The sequence below is a fragment of the Bacteroides intestinalis genome, from assembly GCF_003464595.1.
GTDB lineage: Bacteria > Bacteroidota > Bacteroidia > Bacteroidales > Bacteroidaceae > Bacteroides > Bacteroides intestinalis_A.
In genome coordinates this window covers 77742-96267 of the sequence record NZ_QRZF01000020.1, presented here as the reverse complement: position 1 = coordinate 96267, position 18526 = coordinate 77742, and the positions used below count along the sequence as shown (strand labels likewise).

Below are 18526 nucleotides of genomic sequence, written 5' to 3'. Positions count from 1 at the left end.
GAAAATTAAGCTCACGAATCAATATCGCAAATTATAATTCAAATTACTCAGAACCAATGGAACAATTATCCTCATTGCACCGCCTGACCGAAGCCGTAAGAAATGCAGGAGCCGACATCGCTCCCACTTATCAAGAGTACATACAACTGGCATTTGCCATCGCCACCGACTGCAGTGAAGCGGGCCGCCAAGATTTCCTGACCTTATGCAGTTTCTCACCAAAGTACGATCCACGAGCAGCCGACAAACTATTCAGCAATGCACTGAAAAACGGACACAACGACGTACACATAGGCACCGCCTTCCATCTGGCCGAACTTTGCGGCGTAAAAGTCCAATCCGAAATCCCACACGGGTTTGGTACACTTGGTACACAAGATTCACACTCCTCTTCCGCCTCACACACGCACGCACGTGAAGAAGATGTATCCGCACATGAGGAAGAAAACCTACTGGACAGCAGTCCACTCTCTCCCCTGCCCACTTTCGACGAGCACACACATTGGCCTTATCCCTTGAACCGCATCGTTAGCTACGGCACCTCCCGTGCCCAATGCGACGTACTGCTACTGGGAACTGTCACCGTACTGGGTGCCAGCATGGGACGGCACGTGCGATGTGCCTACGGAGGAAAAATGATCTCGCCCTGTCTGCAAACTTTCATCACAGCACTGCCCGCATCAGGCAAAGGCGTGCTCTCGCTGGTACGCCTACTGGTAGAACCCATTCACGATGAAGTACGCAAACAGGTGACGGAAAGTATGACATCCTACCGCCGCGAAAAAGCAAAGTACGAGACACTGGGCAAAGAACGTGCAAAGACCGAGCCTCCCGTAATCCCGCCCAACAAGATGTTCCTCATCTCCGGCAACAACACCGGAACGGGTATTCTGCAGAACCTGATGGATTCTGACGGCACCGGCCTGATATGCGAAAGTGAGGCCGACACCATCTCTACCGCCATAGGATCGGAGTACGGCCACTGGAGCGACACCATGCGCAAAGCCTTCGACCACGACGGCCTCTCCTACAACCGCCGCACCGACCGGGAATACCGCGAAGTGAAAAAGAGTTATCTTTCCGTACTTCTTTCCGGCACCCCCGCACAAGTGAAACCCCTGATACCCAGTGCCGAAAACGGACTCTTTTCCCGGCAAGTATTCTACTACATGCCCGCCATACACCACTGGCAGAACCAGTTCGACCGCAACGACAACAATCTCGAAGAGATATTCACTGCACTGGGCATGGAATGGAAAGACAAGCAGAAGGCCATCGTCATGAACGGACTTTTCACCCTACGTCTCACCGACGGGCAGAAAGAGGAATTCAACCGGTTATTCTCCGGTCTATTCGTACGTTCCGGACTGACCAACGGTGACGAAATGTCGAGCAGCGTGGCGCGTCTGGCCATCAACATCTGCCGCATCATGGAAGTGGTGGCCATGCTCCGCGTATTGGAGCACGGAGAGATAGCCGATTCACCCAATGTATCGCCCGACCCGAATACCTCTCCGGACAATCTGAAGGATCACATCGTCAGCTTATGGAACCTCATCATCACCCCCGACGATTTCCATGCCGTGCTGGCGCTGGCCGAAAGCCTCTACCGCCACACCACCCATATCCTCTCCTTCCTACCTGCCACCGAAGTCACCAGCCGGGGCAATGCTGACCGGGATGCACTGGTACAATGCATGGAAAAGAAATTTACACGGGCCGAATTCATAAAAAAAGCCGAAGAGATGGGCATTAAGCCCGGAACAGCCTCTACCTGGCTCAAGCGCTTGCAGAAGCACGGTCTGATAGAGAGTGTGGATGGAAACGGAACTTATCAAAAGCCCTAACCATAAATACGCACGTGTGTGCGAAACGAACGGGAACAGTGAACCTCTGTACCAAGTGTACCAACCTCAACTTTACGCCGCCCAACCTCAACTTTAAGGTTCGCCAAGTGCAGCCGCTATCAGACTCACTTGGGCGGACGTATAGGTGCGGGAGTGAGAGGACGTCCCCACAGCGGCCAAGTCATCACACAGGCCGGGATAAAGTTCAATCCAATGCTTCAACTTGCGGTAAGCGGATTCGGGACAAAGATTGGGACAATAGAGCTGGGCAAGTTCAGTGCGCCCATAGGTACGGATTTCAAAAGTGTTCATATCTGACATTCATGTGTTATATTTCATCAAATATAGCTATAAATCATGACATTGGCAACTATACGTATATAAATAACAGACAGAAACCGTCCATAATCGACCGTAACAATCCGAAAGTGCCAAACGCCTGTATACACGGTATTATCTTTGCATCGTTGAGTTCAACACCGTGAATATTTAATTTTTTAATTATTAATTTTTAATCTGTTTATCAAACTATGATTCGTTACAAAAAGTATCAAGTGACGGGCGAAAACAGCCCGCTGAAAGGTCTCTGGTATGCACGTCCCGTAATTGAGGAGACTTTCGACATTGAGAAACTTGCCAAGCACATGTCCAACCACAACACCCCCTACTCGTCCGGCGTCATCAAGGGAGTGCTGACTGACATGGTCTCTTGCACCAAGGAGCTGATTCTGGACGGAAAGAATGTAAAAATGGACGACCTCGCCATTTTCTCCGTGGGAATTGTCAGCAAGAAAGGCGCGCAATCCGCTGCCGACTTCTCACTGGCCAACAACGTGAAGGGGCTGAAACTCCGTGCCCGTGCCACGGGAGAACTGAGCAATGCACAGATTAACCTGGAAGGGCAGATGAAGGAGTCTTCCATGTACACCGTAGAAGGCAAGCCGTCCGGTAATAAGCCCGACGGAAGCGGCGGAGGAAACGACGGGGGAATCGAAGATGACCCGTTAGGATAATCTACAGCCGAAGGCCGTAGAAATTAAAAATTAATAATTAAAAATTAAAGGCTGCGCGAGGATTTAATCTTCAAGTTTCAATGCTTAACATTTAATTATTAATTTTCCCAGTGTTCAATTTTTCAAGTTCTAATTTTTAATTATTAATTATCCACTCATCATGAATGAAGAAAAAAAGTCAAAATCCGTATGGGGTATTGTCCTCAAAGTAATCATCACCGTAGCCACCGCCATAGTGGGAGCTTTAGGTTTAGGCGCCTGCAAGTAGCCATGCGTACGATTACCCTCCTCATTATTCATTGCTCGGCCACGCCTCAGGGCGTGCGCCTGAGCCTTGAGGATTGTCGTCGCGAACACATCCGCCACCGTGGCTTCAGCGACATTGGCTACCATTTCTACGTAACCCGCGACGGGGAGATTCATCGTGGCCGTCCAACGGAAAAAATCGGTGCGCATTGCCTCAACCATAACCGCCACTCCATCGGCATCTGTTACGAAGGAGGACTGGATGCCGAAGGCCGACCGTCCGACACCCGCACGTTGGAACAAAAGGCTTCACTGCTGGCCCTTCTGCGTGAGTTGAAACGTATTTTTCCACGCGCACTGATTGTGGGGCATCATGATTTGAATCCGATAAAACCTTGTCCGTGCTTCAATGCGGAAAGGGAATATAGGGGGCTGTAAAAGGCTCCCTTTTTTTAAATAAAGGCTTTCCGGGAATTTAGTGCCTGTTTTTATATAAAGGTTCGTAAGCTTTGTATAAAGTTTGCGAAACTTGAGTTTTTTATAATTCTTTTGTACCTTTGACGCTCATTATTCAAAAAACGATTCAACATGATACAGTTATTTCACCGTATGATCTCTGCCGCCCTCAGTATTTCTGAGAAACAAATCGGCCATACGCTCGATTTATTGGCGGACGGAGCTACGATTCCCTTCATCAGTCGCTACCGTAAAGAAGTTACCGGAGGATTGGATGAAGTGCAAATTGAAGCAATCAAAACCCAATATGAGAAGCTGAATGAACTGGCTAAACGAAAAGAAACCATCGTCAGCACTATCAACGAACAGGGGAAAATGACTCCTGAACTACAAAAGCGTATTGATGAAACCTGGGATAGTACCATTCTTGAAGATATTTACCTACCCTACAAGCCCAAACGCCGTACGCGTGCAGAAGTAGCCCGTCAGAAAGGTCTGGAACCCTTGGCCACTCTACTGATGTTGCAGCGGGAGCCGAACCCGGAGAAGCGTGCAGAAGCATACGTCAAAGGAGAAGTGAAAGATGCGGAAGATGCATTGAAGGGAGCACGGGATATTATTGCCGAGCAGGTCAGTGAAGACGAACAGGCACGTAACACTGTACGTTTCGCCTTCTCCCGTCAAGCTGTCATCACGGCTAAAGTGGTGAAAGGAAAAGAGAGTGAAGCTGATAAATACCGGGATTACTTTGAATTCAGTAAGCCACTGAAAAAATGTACCTCACACCAATTGCTGGCTATTCGCCGTGCCGAAGCCGAAGGGCTGTTGAAAGTCAGCATAAGCCCTGATGATGAAGAGTGTGTGGAACGTCTGGAACGCCGTTTCGTCCGTAGTAACAATGCTTGCGGAGAACAAGTGGCGGAAGCCGTACAGGATGCCTACAAACGTCTGCTGAAATCTTCTATCGAAACGGAATTTGCCGCACAAAGTAAAGAACAGGCGGATGAAGAAGCCATCCGGGTATTCGTTCAGAACCTGCGCCAATTATTACTGGCTTCTCCATTGGGACAAAAGCGGGTAATGGGCATCGATCCGGGATTCCGTACAGGTTGCAAAGTGGTATGCCTGGATGCGCAAGGCAATTTGCTGCACAATGAAAATATCTACCCGCATGCTCCGGTACACAAAACCGCAGAGGCCGTGTCTAAAATACAAAAGATGGTAGAAGCTTACCGGATAGAAGCCATAGCGGTAGGAAACGGAACAGCAAGTCGTGAAACAGAAGAGTTTCTGAAACACCAGACCTTCAGGCAGGAAATTCAGGTATTTGTTGTAAGCGAGCAAGGAGCTTCCATTTACTCTGCATCCAAGATTGCCCGTGATGAATTTCCGGAATACGACGTCACAGTGCGCGGAGCTGTATCCATCGCCCGCCGACTGATGGACCCGTTGGCCGAATTGGTTAAAATCGATCCGAAATCCATCGGTGTCGGTCAATACCAACATGATGTAGACCAGACGAAATTAAGGAAATCACTGGACCTCACCGTAGAAAGTTGTGTAAACCTGGTGGGAGTGAACCTAAATACGGCAAGCAGCCATCTGCTGACTTACATTTCGGGTTTAGGCCCTCAACTGGCACAAAACATAGTAAATTACCGTGCTGAAAATGGTGCATTCGCTTCGCGTAAACAACTGATGAAAGTGCCGCGCATGGGAGCCAAAGCTTTTGAGCAATGCGCCGGCTTCCTTCGTATTCCTCAAGCCAAAAATCCTTTGGATAACACAGCCGTCCACCCGGAGAGCTATTGTATAGTAGAACAAATGGCCAAAGACTTGGGATGCAGCGTAGCAGAGCTTATTACCAGCAAGGAACTTCGCCTGAAAATCCAACCGGAAAAGTACCTCACTCCTACCGTGGGCATGCCTACCTTAAAGGATATCCTGCAGGAATTGGAAAAACCGGGACGTGACCCGCGAGGCCCGATCCAAATTTTCGAATTTGATAAAAACGTACGTACCATCAATGACCTGCATGAAGGTATGGAACTTCCCGGCATTGTAGGTAATATAACCAACTTCGGTGCTTTCGTGGATATAGGCATTAAAGAAAACGGCCTGATTCATCTTTCACAACTTGCCGACCGTTTTGTTTCCGATCCGAATGAAATTGTATCTATTCACCAGCATGTCCGGGTTCGGGTATTGAGTGTGGACATGGATCGCAAACGGATCGCTTTGAAGCTGATTTCAGAGTAATCACAATAGCAATAATCATCAACGCGGTGCATAGGATGGAGCCCTCGAAACCGAATGTACCGCCGTTGATGATATTCTCTTCCGGTAATTCCAAAGACAATAAAGTACCGCCCAATCTTCCTCCACTTACTTCGAAACCGAGAATCGGACCTTGCAGCCAATTCCAGAAAAGATGAAGAGCGGTAGCAAACCATAAATTACGCGTATATATATAGGTAGAACCTATTAAAATTCCCGCCAACAATATATTCAGAAAAGCAATCAGAGAAAAGTTGGGATTAAAAATATGCATCAGGGAAAATAATGCAGAAGAAAGAAACAATGCCACAAAGCGATTGACACCTGCGGTCAGCAAATGCCCCAGGACAAAACCACGAAAAGCAATCTCTTCTGTAAGAGCAACCAGCAACATTAATATCCAGGACAGCAGTAAATCGTACGCGCTAAAGTGCACGGCAGCAATTTCAACCTCTCCTATCGCATATAATATTCCAAATCCGACAGCATAGATTACCAAGGCTACGAATGTACCCCAGAAGATATCTTTTGCACGCCCTTTCAGGGATAATCCCAAATCTGCAATCGGAAGATGGTCCCAATTCTTCAGCAGAACCCAAGCCGCCAAAAAACTCCCAGCCAGAAAAGCACTCTGCATCACAACTTCTTCCAATATTCCACTTATCTTAAAAAAAGAGAGCGGCTTTATGCAAACAGCTGCCAATATTCCGGTAAATCCCAGCATCAAAAATATATAAACGGTAATCTTGGCCGAAACAACCAGATAAGTGACAAGTTTTGACGGTTCCTTTACAGTATTTGCATCTTCATTCATTGATTCCATATCCTTCGTTTCTTTATGTTAATACCCCGGCAAAAATACCTATAAAATTAAAAATAGAAAGCTATTTACTGTAAAAACCGTATATTTGTCTAAACATATATGTAACAGCCATGAAGATAAAACGAATATTCGCCACTATAATGCTGGCTGCATGTACTTATGTAGCAGTTGCACAAAATACAGGCAACCCAGCCAATAACAAAACATTTTTCGTTGCCAAGCCCGGTACTTTAGTATCCATGCTCACAGAAGATGAAGCCAACAGCGTCACTCATCTTACATTGACCGGGAAACTGAACGCTATTGATTTCAAACACCTGCGGGATGAATTCAAGAATTTGCAGGTACTGGATATCTCCAATGCATCAATCAGTACTTATGCCGGGAAAAGCGGTACTTTTCCTGATCGCTTCTATATATATCCACCCAATTGTGTACCTGCTTATGCATTCTGCCAGCAAACCAATGACAGTACTTTTACCGGAAAATCAACACTCCGGAAAATTATTCTTTCAGAGAAAATCAAGAACATAGAAGATGCTGCATTCAAGGGATGTACGAACCTACAAGTATGCCAACTACGAAAAAAGACTGCTCCCAATCTGATGTCTGAAGCCTTGGCAGATAGTATTACGGCCATTTTTGTGCCTCTGGGTAGCAGCGACTCTTACCGTGGCAAGAAACATTGGGATACCTTTGCCGTGATAGAAGGTGAACCTGTAGAAGTCTCTGTACAGATAGGATTAATGGGAAGCCTTGCCAGTGAATTGGTAGAAGCCGGTTTGCAACCTAAGGATGTAAACTTCCTGACTGTAGAAGGTAAACTGGATGAAGCGGATTTTATCCTGATCCGGGATTATATGCCTAATCTCGTTGCTGCAGATCTTAGTAAATGTAGCGCCACAGCTATTCCCGAATATACATTCACACAGAAGAAATACTTACTGCGTATTCAGCTTCCCAAAGGTTTGAAAAGTATCGGGCAACGTGCTTTCAGCGGCTGCGGACGTTTATGCGGTACATTGGAATTACCTGCCGGAGTGACGGCTATTGAATACGGCGCATTTATGGGATGTGATAACCTGCGTTATGTAGTAGCTACAGGGAACAAGATTACGACCTTGGGAGATAACCTGTTTGGAGAGGACGGAAAGAACAAGCTGATTTATAAATAAGCATGGTGAAAGTGAATGGGGAAAAGATATGATAGGACTATTATACAATCTGCCCCAAGTTGGGGCAGAGTCACGGTGTTCAGCATGAAAGCAGGTCGTAGCTTTAAAGGCTCTGCAAACTTACATGATAGGTTTTACGATTTCTATTTTAAGTCCCAGTGCATCAATAATACGAAAAAACAAACCACCCCCCGGCTCTATAACTCCTTTTTCTATTCTTGATATATAGGTCTTATTAGTTCCTACTTTTTCAGCCAGTTCGGATTGTGTCATTTTTTCTTGCTTCCGTGCATCACTAATGATTTGCCCTACACAGTAAGAATATGCTTCTTTGCGAAACTCTTCTCTTTCAGGTGAGCCCACTTTACCATATAATTTATCTAATACGGCATCCATACTTCCAATCTTAGGGTTTGCTTGCATAATATTCATTTTTAAGTTTTAATGCTTTTTCAATTTCGTTATCAGGCGTTTTCTGTGTCTTTTTCAGAAATCCATTGAACAACATAACAATATTGCCATCATCAAAAATGAAGAAAGACCGATAAATATTTCCATTATGGCTTGCTCTCAACTCGTAAACACCTTCACGAATTAACTTCACAAAGTTTTTATTAAGCCGTTCTTGTGTTTTAAGCATATCGAGCACATAAGAGACTTTTTTCCTCAATCTTTATAAGAACGACTCATCACTTAAAAAATATCGCCTTACAATAACTGAATATTGCAAGGCGATATTTTTTATTCAAAGAGCAGATATTTACTGTGCGTACATTTTTGCTCTCAGCTCCTTGATATGATCCGAAGTGATATATTCATCATATTCCATCATCTTATCAATGATGCCATTCGGAGTCAGTTCGATAATACGGTTGGCAACCGTTTGTATAAACTCATGGTCATGTGAGGAAAACAAGATATTACCTCTATAAGTTTTCAGGTTATTATTAAATGCCTGGATAGATTCCAAATCAAGGTGGTTGGTAGGAGTATCCAGAATCAGACAGTTAGCATTGCGCAATTGCATACGGGCAATCATACAACGCATCTTTTCACCTCCCGATAATACACTTGCTTTTTTCAGTACCTCTTCACCGGAGAACAACATACGGCCCAGGAAGCTCTTCATATACACTTCATTGCCTTCGCCAAACTGACTCAGCCAGTCCACCAGGTTCAGATCCGTATTGAAATATTTAGTATTATCCAACGGCAGGTATGCAGTAGTAATAGTGACACCCCAGTTGAAAGTTCCTGCATCCGGTTTCGCTTCTTCATTGATAATTTCAAAGAATGAAGTCATGGCACGGGGATCACGGGAAAGGAATACAACCTTATCTCCCTTCTCCACGTTGAAATTGACATCACGGAAAAGTACCGTACCATCTTCCAATGTCTTGGTCAATCCTGAAACTTCCAGTATCTGATTACCCGGCTCACGCTCAGGAGTAAAGATAATACCCGGATATTTACGTGAAGAAGGCTTAATTTCTTCTACATTCAGTTTCTCCAACATCTTCTTACGGCTGGTAGTCTGCTTACTTTTTGCCACATTGGCACTAAAGCGGCGGATAAACTCTTCCAGTTCTTTCTTCTTCTCCTCTGCCTTAGCCTTCTGGTTCTGTTGCTGACGCAAAGCCAACTGACTTGACTCATACCAGAAACTATAGTTACCGGCAAAAAGATTGATCTTACCATAATCGATATCGACCGTATGCGTACAAACAGAGTCGAGGAAGTGACGGTCGTGGCTTACAACCAACACTGTATGTTCAAAGTTAGCCAGATAATCTTCCAGCCACATCACTGTTTCCATATCGAGGTCATTGGTAGGCTCATCCAGCAACAAGTTATCCGGATTACCGAAAAGTGCCTGTGCCAGCATGACACGTACTTTCTCCTTACCACTCAAATCACCCATCAACAAATAATGCTTATCTTCCTTAATGCCCAGGCCACTCAACAAAGCGGCAGCATCACTTTCTGCATTCCAACCATCCAGTTCCGCAAATTTCTCTTCCAACTCAGAAACTTTCAAGCCATCTTCATCCGTAAAATCTTCTTTGGCATAAAGCACTTCACGTTGCTTCATGATATCCCACAAAATGGTATGCCCCATCATTACGGTATCCATTACCGTAAGCGCATCCCACTTGAAGTGGTCCTGACTTAAAACGGAGAGGCGTTCACCCGGACCCAACATAATAGAACCGGTTGTAGGATCCAAGTCACCGGATATGGCACGCAGGAAAGTAGATTTTCCGGCACCGTTAGCACCGATAATACCATAACAGTTACCACTTGTAAACTTCAGGTTTACATCATTAAACAACACCCTTTTTCCAAACTGTACGGAAACGTTCGAGACTGTAATCATTGATCTATTTTCTTATTTAGCGATTTACAATTTATTACCTAATACCTATTTACTCTGTATTTTGCGGGTGCAAAGATAGACATTTTTCTATGAATACTCGTAGAAATGCGCTGTCAATCTGACATAAAAGTATTACCTTTGCGGCGTTTTAGACAAAAGCCGCCTATTTGGCAAAGTTTTTGTTGGTACAGCGATATACTAACTTAAACCCTTGACAGCAATGAAAACAAATCCTTTTTACAAGAATAATAAGAATAGAAATATGGACCCGAAAGAAAAAGAAAACATCAACGAAGAAGAGTTAATGTCCGAAGCTGCCCAGAAGGAAGCTGCGGAAAATGAAGAATCCCAAACGGAAGATGTACAACAGGATGAAGCTGCCCTGACAGAAGAGGAAAAGCTTGCCAAAGAGCTGGAAGAAGCAAACGGAGTGATAGAAGACCAGAAGGATAAGTATCTGCGCCTTTCTGCCGAGTTTGACAACTACCGTAAACGCACGATGAAAGAAAAAGCCGAGCTGATCCTGAACGGTGGCGAAAAGACCATCAGCAGTATACTTCCAATCGTGGACGACTTTGAACGCGCTCTGAAAAACATGGAAACTGCCACAGACGTAGCAGCCGTGAAGGAAGGAGTGGAATTGATTTATAACAAATTCATGTCTGTATTGGCACAGGACGGCGTAAAAGTGATCGAGACTAAGGAAAAGCCTCTGGACACTGATTTCCACGAAGCAGTGGCTGTCATTCCCGCGCCGGATAAAGCTTTGAAGGGCAAGATTCTAGACTGTGTACAGACCGGATACATGCTAAACGACAAAGTAATCCGCCATGCCAAAGTGGTGGTAGGAGAATAACATAATATATATGGAAAAAAGAGATTACTACGAAGTACTGGAAGTCGAAAAGACAGCAACGGTAGAGGAAATAAAGAAAGCCTATCGCAAAAAAGCCATTCAATATCATCCTGACAAGAATCCGGGTGACAAAGTGGCGGAAGAAAAATTCAAAGAAGCGGCAGAAGCATACGACGTACTAAGCAATGCGGACAAGCGTGCCCGTTATGATCAATTCGGTCATGCAGGAATGAGTGGTGCTGCCGGAAACGGTGGTCCGTTCGGAGGCTTCAGTGGCGGTATGTCTATGGATGATATCTTCTCTATGTTCGGAGATATCTTCGGTGGACATAGCGGTGGCTTCGGAGGAGGTTTCAGCGGTTTCGGAGGAGGCTTCGGAGGCGGAAGTTCGCAACGTGCGCGTTTTCGCGGTTCGGACTTGCGCGTAAAGGTCAAACTGAACCTGAAAGAAATTTCTACCGGTGTAGAAAAGAAATTCAAACTGAAAAAGTACGTTCCTTGTGACCATTGTCATGGTTCGGGTGCTGAAGGTGACGGCGGTTCGGAAACTTGCCCGACCTGTAAAGGTAGCGGTTCGGTGATTCGCAACCAGCAGACCATCCTCGGTACGATGCAGACACGTACTACCTGCCCTACTTGTGGTGGCGAAGGAAAAATCATCAAGAATAAATGTAAAGTGTGTGCCGGAGAAGGTATTGTTTACGGTGAAGAAGTAGTAAGCGTGAATATACCTAAAGGTGTAATGGAGGGTATGCAGCTTTCTATGAACGGCAAAGGAAATGCCGGTAAGCACAATGGCGTTCCGGGTGACTTGTTGATTCTTGTAGAGGAAGAGCAGGATAAAGAACTGATCCGCGACGAAAACGACTTGATTTACAACCTGCTTCTCAGCTTCCCGACAGCTGCTTTAGGTGGCGCGGTAGAAATACCCACCATCGACGGCAAGGTGAAAGTGAAGATTGAGTCGGGCACCCAACCGGGTAAAGTACTCCGGCTTCGCGGAAAGGGGCTGCCAAGTGTGAACGGATACGGTACGGGAGATTTATTAGTAAATGTTAGCGTATATGTACCGGAAGCTCTTAACAAAGACGAGAAAAAAGCACTCGAAGAAATGGAAGGCTCAGACAATTTCAAACCGAATACTTCAATTAAAGAAAAGATTTTCAAGAAGTTCAAGAGTTTATTTGACTAAGCCGACTTTAAGCAGCAAAGAGAGTTGACAAGTTAACGAGTTGACAAGGGGAGAAGGCTCCATGCGGCACAAAAGCATTGCGTAGCCCCTTGTTAACTCGTTAACTTGTCAACTTGTTAACTTGTCAACTTGTCAACTCTCTTTGCCTTTTTCTTTAACATATACTGTTTTTTTATAATTGAAAGACTCTTTGAGTTATAAAAGAAAAAACGTCAAAACTAATTGCAGCTATCTGTTCATATAGATAGTTTTGCTATCTTTGCCGTCCCCTATTCTATGAGTAGAGAGGGGAGCATGATGATAATTGATAATAACTGATGAAACTTAAAACAATTTTGCTGACTACAGTGGCTACAGGCGCTTTCATGTGTGAACCTGTTATAGTGCATGCTGTAAATTCTACGCCCGATTCTATGGGATGGTTCCGAAAGAAAAAGAAAAGTGAACCTAACGACAGTGTTAAATCAAAAAACGAGTACAAGAAACTGACCGGAGACGGTAGCACCATTCGCCGTGGTATGTTCAATGTGTACCAGAAAAAGAACGATTACTATTTTGAGGTACCGACGAACCTGCTGGGCAGAGACATGCTGGTAGTGAACAAGCTCCAACGTGTCCCTTCCGAACTGAATGAGGCCGGAGTAAACCGCGGTACCAATTATGAAAACCAGATGGTGCGCTTCGAACTGGATAAGGCAACAAACAAGTTGCTGATTCGTCAAAGCCGCCCTCTTCCCCTCGCTCCTGCCGAAGATGCCATCAGCCAGTCGGTACGTGATAATTACATTTCTCCATTGATAGCCGGCTTCAAGATCGAGGCATTCAACAATGACTCTACCACCATGGTTATCAAAGTGAATGATATTTATGATGGCACAGAGACAAGCATCAACAATGTATTTACCAATATAAATCTGGGAACCTCTTCCATCAAGAATTTGTCACGCATTCTCTCAATCAAGTCATTCGAGAATAATGTGGTGGCTACGTCTGAACTGACAACGAAAGTGACCGAAGGAACAACTTCCATCTATGTAACTGTCGAAGTAAGTTCGTCACTGATGTTACTGCCGGAGAAACCGATGACCGGTCGTCTGGATAATGCCCGTGTAGGCTACTTCACCAATCCTTTGCTTAGCTATAGCGACGGACAACAACGGGTTAGCAAACAACAGTTCATCACTCGCTGGCGCCTGGAACCGAAACCGGAAGATCGCGAGCGCTATCTGCGTGGTGAGTTGGTGGAACCGGCTAAACCGATTGTATTCTACATAGAGAATTCCACACCGTATCGTTGGCGCAAATATATCAAACAAGGTATCGAAGACTGGCAGGTTGCCTTTGAACGTGCCGGTTTCAAGAACGCCATCATCGCCAAAGATATTACGGACAGCATGACGGTAGACATGGACGACGTGAACTATTCCGTACTGACTTATGCAGCCTCAACCAAGGCAAACGCTATGGGTCCTTCTATTCTGGATCCCCGTTCAGGAGAAATTCTGGAAGCGGACATCATGTGGTGGCACAATGTACTGAATATGCTTCAGGAATGGATTACCGTACAGACAGGTACTGTACGCCCGGAAGCACGCGGCATCAAATTATCCGATGAACTGATGGGTGACGCCATGCGTTTTGTAGCCTGCCATGAAGTAGGCCACTCTTTAGGATTGCGTCATAACATGATGGGGTCATGGGCATTTCCCACGGACTCACTCCGTTCTAAGTCATTTACCGACCGGATGAACTCTACCTCTTCTTCCATCATGGATTATGCCCGTTTCAACTACGTGGCACAACCCGGTGACGGGATAACTGCACTCTCACCGCATATCGGCCCTTACGATCTTTTTGCCATCGAATACGGTTATCGCTGGTATGGTAAAGAAACTCCGGAGGAAGAAAAGGATTTGCTTTATGATTTCCTGAGCCGCCATACAGACCGTCTTTATAAATACAGTGAGGCGCAGGATGTACGTGATGCCGTAGATCCCCGTGCACAGAATGAAGACCTGGGAGATGATGCCGTACGTTCTTCCCAATATGGCATTGCAAACCTGAAACGGATTGTCCCCGAAATTATCAAATGGACAACTACCGGAGAGAAGGGACAAACGTATGAAGAAGCTTCACGTTTATATTATGCAGTGATCAACCAATGGAATAATTATCTATACCATGTACTTGCCAACATAGGGGGTATCTATATGGAAAATACAGTGGTAGGTGACGGTCAGAAAACTTACACTTTTGTAGAGAAGGAAAAGCAGCAGGCTGCTTTGAAATTCTTACTTGATGAAGTATTGACTTACCCGAAGTGGTTATTCGACACAGAAGTGGGTGAATATACCTATTTGCTCCGCAACACTCCGCTGGGCATAGTAGAAAATGCACCGACACAAGTATTGAAGAATGCCCAATCTTATATTCTTTGGGACCTCTTATCCAATAACCGCCTGGTACGTATGCTCGAAAACGAAGCAGTGAATGGTAAAAAGGCTTTCACGGCCGTAGAGTTGATGGACGGTTTACACCGCAGTATCTTCGCAACCACGGAGCGGGGTGCACTACCTGATGTCATGACACGTACCTTACAGAAAAACTTTGTAGATGCCTTGATTACAGCTGCTGCCGAAAGCGAAGGAGTCAAAATCAACAAAAAATTAATGGATAACCACTTCCTGCTGGATAACCAAATCCCCCTTTGCAGTTGTGACGAGCATGCTCACCGCGCACTGGATTCAGATCGTATGGGTGCCCGCCGCGAATTGAACTTTTACGGTTCCCAGCTGAATCGCATCTCAGATGCCATTTCCGTGAAACGAGGGGAATTGCTCCGCATCAAGGATTTACTCCAGAGTCGTCTGGGAACATCGGATGTGGCAACCAAATATCATTATAAAGATATGATTCTCCGTATCAACACAGCATTAGGACTTTAAAACCAGTTTTCAATTTAAGTATTAATTTTATTATTTTAACGGATGAAAAGACGCTTATCTGTCGTGTTCCTATTACTAATAGGAACACTCACTTATGCCCTTGCCGCAGAGCGACAAGTAGAGGGTGTAGTAATTTCTTCTGAGGATAACTTGCCTCTCATAGGCGCTTCTGTCTATGTGACGGCTGATGATCTGAAGAAAAACGGGAATAATCAATCGACTATTGGTGTCATTACGGATATCGACGGTAAATTCTCTATTTCAATTCCGGATGGCATTACCCGCTTTTATTGCAGCTACGTCGGTTATGATGTAGTGGAAATAAAACTCATTCCGGGCAAAAAACAATATGACATCACTCTTCAACCTTCGGCTCATATGCTTGATGCGGTAGTTGTAACGGGATATCAGACAGTAGAACGCCGTAAACTAACGGCTGCCGTGTCAAAAATCGACATCTCGGACCAGATGATGGGTGCGACCAAGAGTATAGACCAGGCATTGGCCGGACAGATTGCCGGACTTTCCGTAAGTAACATTTCCGGTACTCCGGGTGCTCCTGCCAAAATCCGTATTCGCGGTACATCCTCTCTGAATGGTACGCAAGACCCTTTGTGGGTACTGGACGGTATTCCATTGGAAGGAACGAACATTCCCAATATGGAAGTATTGAAAGACATCGATAACATAGGTCAAACCGCTATTGCCGGTCTGAATCCTGCCGATATCGATAATATCACCGTTCTGAAAGATGCTGCCGCAACTGCCATCTATGGTGCCCGTGCAGCTAACGGTGTAATTGTAATTACCACAAAGAAAGGTAAAGTCGGGAAACCGGTTATTAACTTCTCTTCAAAGCTGACATATTCTCCTAAGTTGAATATAGACCGCTTGAATCTATTGAATTCAGAAGAGAAAGTAGGTCTGGAACTTGACTTGCTGGAATCCGGCTACCCTTACAGAGAGACCAAAGGTGAGGTATATCGCATTATCTCCGGATTGGGAGAACTCAAAAACTTCAAAGACGGAGGTTGGAACGCTTTGTCCTCCAATGCTCAAGGTGCAATCAATAGACTAAAGGCAACTAATACGGACTGGAGTGATATCCTCTTCCGTGATGCATTTACACAGGAGTACAACTTGTCTCTTTCCGGTGGTAGCGAAAAGGCAACTTATTACACTTCCTTCGGATATATGAAGGAAAACGGTAATATTCCCAATGTCTCTGCCGAACGTCTGAATTTAGTGATGAAGACCAGCTATAAGGTGAACAGCATATTGAAAGTCGGTGCTTCCATGTTTGCCAATCGCCGTAAGAACTCAACTTATTTGCCGGATGACCGGGGACTGACGAACCCGATCTATTATTCACGTCTGGCAAATCCTTATTTCACTCCTTATGATGCCAATGGCAACTATAATTACGATGTGGATGTAGAAGATGATACGGATATGGATTTTGGTCTTAACCTCTTCGAAGAACGGAAAAATACGAGTAACCAAACTACCATTAACGGCCTTTCATCTATCTTCGACGCTGAACTGCGATTTGACGACCGTTTTAAAATCACCACCCAACTCGGTTTGCAACTGGATAAAACTTCTATCGAAAAAATCGCTGAAGAAGAAAGTTATGTGATGCGTACAGAGAAGAAGAATCATCGTAATAATGGCGTAACTTACCTGCCGGAAGGAGGATTCCATAAGGCTAACGAAAACTCACTGTCCCAGCTCACTTGGAAAGCGATGGGAGAATATCGCGATACCTACAATGACATCCATGAATTTGAAGTAATGGTGGGAACAGAAATCCGTAAGACATGGGAGGAAAAGCTGTATAGCGCCGGTTATGGATTTGACCGGAAGACGCTGACAACAAAGCCGATAATCTTCCCGGAAGAAAGCCAGGCCTTCAAGTTACACGAGAAGGCTCATGTGGAGAATGCATATGTATCTGCTTTCTCAACCCTGTCTTATTCTTTGCTGAACCGCTATACATTGGGCGGAAGTATCCGTTTTGACGGTTCCGACCTTTTTGGTGTAGACAAGAAATACCGTTATCTGCCATTATATTCAGTCAGTGGTTTGTGGCGTATCTCTCAGGAACCTTTTATGGCAAATGCCAAATGGATAGACAATCTGGTAGTCCGTGCATCCTACGGTTTGCAGGGAAACATTGACAAGAACACCTCTCCTTACCTTCTGGGTAACTACAGAATTGAAAATATCCTGCCGGGAGGGTCGGAAGATATGATTGACGTTTCCGGTGCACCGAACAAGAAACTGCGTTGGGAGAAAACCCATTCCATAAATGCCGGATTCGACTTTGCAGTATTGAATCAGGCTATCAATCTGAGCGTAGACTATTATTATCGTAAGGGTGTAGACTTGATTGGAACCCAAATGCTTCCACTGGAAACAGGTTTTGAAATGTTGACCGTCAACTGGGCCAGTATGCAGAACCAGGGCGTTGAGGTTGCCCTTAGCACACGCAATATCCACACCAAGAATTTCATGTGGACCACCAACTTCAACTTCGCATACAACAACAATAAAATACTGAAAGAAGCACTGCGCGAAGATGCCTTGGAACCGGGACGCGAAGGATATCCTGTAGGAGCCTTGTTTGCCCTGAAAACAGCCGGATTGGATGAAGAAGGTTATCCGATGTTTGAGGGTAAAGACGGAAAAGCCGTATCGGCCATGGAATTCTTCAAATTGCAGGAATGGGGATTCGGAGCAACTGACCTGACAGCCCGCGAACGCCGTGAACTTTACACTTATGTAGGTACAGCCGACTGCCCTTATACCGGTGGCTTCAATAATACTTTCACATACAAAGCATTTGAACTGGGTGTCAACTTCAGCTTCGACTTCGGTGGAAAAGTGCGCAGCCAACCCACCTACTCTATCGTTGACTTTGATAAAGGACGCAATACGAACCGTGATATCCTGAACCGATGGACTCCGGAAAACACGGAAACAATCTTCCCTGTTCTGCTGAGCCAGAATGAACGTCTGGATGAATACATGTGGTATTCAAACCAAAATGAAATATACCGTAACCTGGATATCTGGATCAGAGACCTGAACTACGTGCGACTGCAAAACATCCGTTTAGGGTATACATTGCCTACTAATTTCAGCCGCAAATTGGGTATGACTTCCGCTACAATTGCCATCGAAGGACGTAACTTATTAGTATTCGGTTCAAGTTACAAGAATTATCTTGATCCGGAAACGATGTCCAACGCGTATGCAACCCCGGCTCCGAAGTCTGTTACCCTAAGCCTGAACCTGAATTTTTAATTTTATAGAG

15 protein-coding genes are annotated in these 18526 nt (G+C 45.2%); 10 read left to right on the top strand and 5 right to left on the bottom strand.

The annotated features are described in order from the left end of the window. Window positions 1–56: 56 nt before the first annotated feature. Window positions 57–1847 carry a DUF3987 domain-containing protein gene (locus tag DWW10_RS21135; protein WP_118422180.1) on the top strand — a complete coding sequence of 597 codons (1791 nt, stop codon included), beginning with the start codon at window positions 57–59 and terminating at the stop codon, window positions 1845–1847. Window positions 1848–1940: 93 nt separating this feature from the next. On the opposite strand, the gene DWW10_RS21130 is transcribed toward DWW10_RS21135, so the two are convergent. Beyond that, complete coding sequence (locus DWW10_RS21130) at window positions 1941–2159, bottom strand: DUF4248 domain-containing protein (protein ID WP_044155233.1); 219 nt, start codon at window positions 2157–2159, stop codon at window positions 1941–1943. Window positions 2160–2377: 218 nt separating this feature from the next. On the opposite strand from DWW10_RS21130, the gene DWW10_RS21125 reads away from it, so the two are divergent. The 4 genes from DWW10_RS21125 to DWW10_RS21115 all read left to right on the top strand — a co-directional run bounded on the left by DWW10_RS21125 (window position 2378) and on the right by DWW10_RS21115 (window position 5821). Further along, window positions 2378–2860, top strand: coding sequence for an HU family DNA-binding protein (locus DWW10_RS21125; protein WP_022393765.1), 483 nt, complete (start codon window positions 2378–2380; stop codon window positions 2858–2860). A 160-nt stretch (window positions 2861–3020) separates the two neighbouring features. Next, a complete protein-coding gene (locus DWW10_RS26720) occupies window positions 3021–3128 on the top strand; it encodes a smalltalk protein (RefSeq protein WP_158585972.1) in 108 nt (35 codons plus the stop codon). Window positions 3129–3130: 2 nt separating this feature from the next. Further along, window positions 3131–3544: an N-acetylmuramoyl-L-alanine amidase gene (locus tag DWW10_RS21120; protein WP_118220539.1), complete on the top strand. Its 414-nt coding sequence runs from the start codon at window positions 3131–3133 to the stop codon at window positions 3542–3544. A gap of 150 nt (window positions 3545–3694) precedes the next feature. Beyond that, the gene (locus DWW10_RS21115; protein WP_118422179.1) at window positions 3695–5821 is read left to right on the top strand and encodes a Tex family protein; all 2127 of its coding nucleotides are present in this window, start codon (window positions 3695–3697) and stop codon (window positions 5819–5821) included. Here the strand turns inward: DWW10_RS21115 and DWW10_RS21110 are convergent. Next, entirely contained in the window at window positions 5739–6662 is a 924-nt protein-coding gene (locus DWW10_RS21110) for a CPBP family intramembrane glutamic endopeptidase (RefSeq protein ID WP_022393768.1), read from the bottom strand. The two genes, DWW10_RS21115 and DWW10_RS21110, sit on opposite strands and share 83 nt — an antisense overlap. Before the next feature lie 110 nt (window positions 6663–6772). On the opposite strand from DWW10_RS21110, the gene DWW10_RS21105 reads away from it, so the two are divergent. Then, complete coding sequence (locus tag DWW10_RS21105; protein WP_022393769.1) at window positions 6773–7837, top strand: leucine-rich repeat protein; 1065 nt, start codon at window positions 6773–6775, stop codon at window positions 7835–7837. Between the two features lie 120 nt (window positions 7838–7957). On the opposite strand, the gene DWW10_RS21100 is transcribed toward DWW10_RS21105, so the two are convergent. The 3 genes from DWW10_RS21100 to DWW10_RS21090 all read right to left on the bottom strand — a co-directional run bounded on the left by DWW10_RS21100 (window position 7958) and on the right by DWW10_RS21090 (window position 10214). Further along, window positions 7958–8260 (bottom strand): helix-turn-helix domain-containing protein, encoded by a 303-nt coding sequence (locus DWW10_RS21100; RefSeq protein WP_022393771.1) that lies wholly within the window; start codon window positions 8258–8260, stop codon window positions 7958–7960. Further along, entirely contained in the window at window positions 8244–8507 is a 264-nt protein-coding gene (locus tag DWW10_RS21095; protein WP_259320515.1) for a type II toxin-antitoxin system RelE/ParE family toxin, read from the bottom strand. Before DWW10_RS21095 ends, DWW10_RS21100 begins: the two co-directional genes overlap by 17 nt. A 90-nt stretch (window positions 8508–8597) precedes the next feature. Further along, window positions 8598–10214 carry an ABC-F family ATP-binding cassette domain-containing protein gene (locus DWW10_RS21090; RefSeq protein WP_022393773.1) on the bottom strand — a complete coding sequence of 539 codons (1617 nt, stop codon included), beginning with the start codon at window positions 10212–10214 and terminating at the stop codon, window positions 8598–8600. Between the two features lie 220 nt (window positions 10215–10434). On the opposite strand from DWW10_RS21090, the gene DWW10_RS21085 reads away from it, so the two are divergent. The 4 genes from DWW10_RS21085 (at window position 10435) to DWW10_RS21070 (ending at window position 18516) form a co-directional block, all read left to right on the top strand. Continuing rightward, window positions 10435–11070 (top strand): nucleotide exchange factor GrpE, encoded by a 636-nt coding sequence (locus DWW10_RS21085; protein ID WP_022393774.1) that lies wholly within the window; start codon window positions 10435–10437, stop codon window positions 11068–11070. Between the two features lie 10 nt (window positions 11071–11080). Then, window positions 11081–12262: a molecular chaperone DnaJ gene (dnaJ, locus tag DWW10_RS21080; RefSeq protein ID WP_022393775.1), complete on the top strand. Its 1182-nt coding sequence runs from the start codon at window positions 11081–11083 to the stop codon at window positions 12260–12262. 317 nt (window positions 12263–12579) lie between these two features. Then, entirely contained in the window at window positions 12580–15207 is a 2628-nt protein-coding gene (locus DWW10_RS21075) for a zinc-dependent metalloprotease (RefSeq protein WP_022393776.1), read from the top strand. Between the two features lie 42 nt (window positions 15208–15249). After that, complete coding sequence (locus DWW10_RS21070; protein ID WP_118422176.1) at window positions 15250–18516, top strand: SusC/RagA family TonB-linked outer membrane protein; 3267 nt, start codon at window positions 15250–15252, stop codon at window positions 18514–18516. Window positions 18517–18526 lie beyond the last annotated feature (10 nt).

Excerpts from the sequence above, each read along its gene's own strand:
- DWW10_RS21070 (WP_118422176.1), top strand. The coding sequence starts at position 15,250 with ATGAAAAGACGCTTATCTGTCGTGTTCCTATTACTAATAGGAACACTC.
- DWW10_RS21085 (WP_022393774.1), top strand. The coding sequence starts at position 10,435 with ATGAAAACAAATCCTTTTTACAAGAATAATAAGAATAGAAATATGGAC.
- dnaJ (WP_022393775.1), top strand. The coding sequence starts at position 11,081 with ATGGAAAAAAGAGATTACTACGAAGTACTGGAAGTCGAAAAGACAGCA.
- DWW10_RS21090 (WP_022393773.1), bottom strand. The coding sequence starts at position 10,214 with ATGATTACAGTCTCGAACGTTTCCGTACAGTTTGGAAAAAGGGTGTTG.
- DWW10_RS21100 (WP_022393771.1), bottom strand. The coding sequence starts at position 8,260 with ATGCAAGCAAACCCTAAGATTGGAAGTATGGATGCCGTATTAGATAAA.
- DWW10_RS21120 (WP_118220539.1), top strand. The coding sequence starts at position 3,131 with ATGCGTACGATTACCCTCCTCATTATTCATTGCTCGGCCACGCCTCAG.
- DWW10_RS21105 (WP_022393769.1), top strand. The coding sequence starts at position 6,773 with ATGAAGATAAAACGAATATTCGCCACTATAATGCTGGCTGCATGTACT.
- DWW10_RS21130 (WP_044155233.1), bottom strand. The coding sequence starts at position 2,159 with ATGAACACTTTTGAAATCCGTACCTATGGGCGCACTGAACTTGCCCAG.
- DWW10_RS21075 (WP_022393776.1), top strand. The coding sequence starts at position 12,580 with ATGAAACTTAAAACAATTTTGCTGACTACAGTGGCTACAGGCGCTTTC.
- DWW10_RS21125 (WP_022393765.1), top strand. The coding sequence starts at position 2,378 with ATGATTCGTTACAAAAAGTATCAAGTGACGGGCGAAAACAGCCCGCTG.
- DWW10_RS26720 (WP_158585972.1), top strand. The coding sequence starts at position 3,021 with ATGAATGAAGAAAAAAAGTCAAAATCCGTATGGGGTATTGTCCTCAAA.
- DWW10_RS21110 (WP_022393768.1), bottom strand. The coding sequence starts at position 6,662 with ATGGAATCAATGAATGAAGATGCAAATACTGTAAAGGAACCGTCAAAA.
- DWW10_RS21115 (WP_118422179.1), top strand. The coding sequence starts at position 3,695 with ATGATACAGTTATTTCACCGTATGATCTCTGCCGCCCTCAGTATTTCT.
- DWW10_RS21135 (WP_118422180.1), top strand. The coding sequence starts at position 57 with ATGGAACAATTATCCTCATTGCACCGCCTGACCGAAGCCGTAAGAAAT.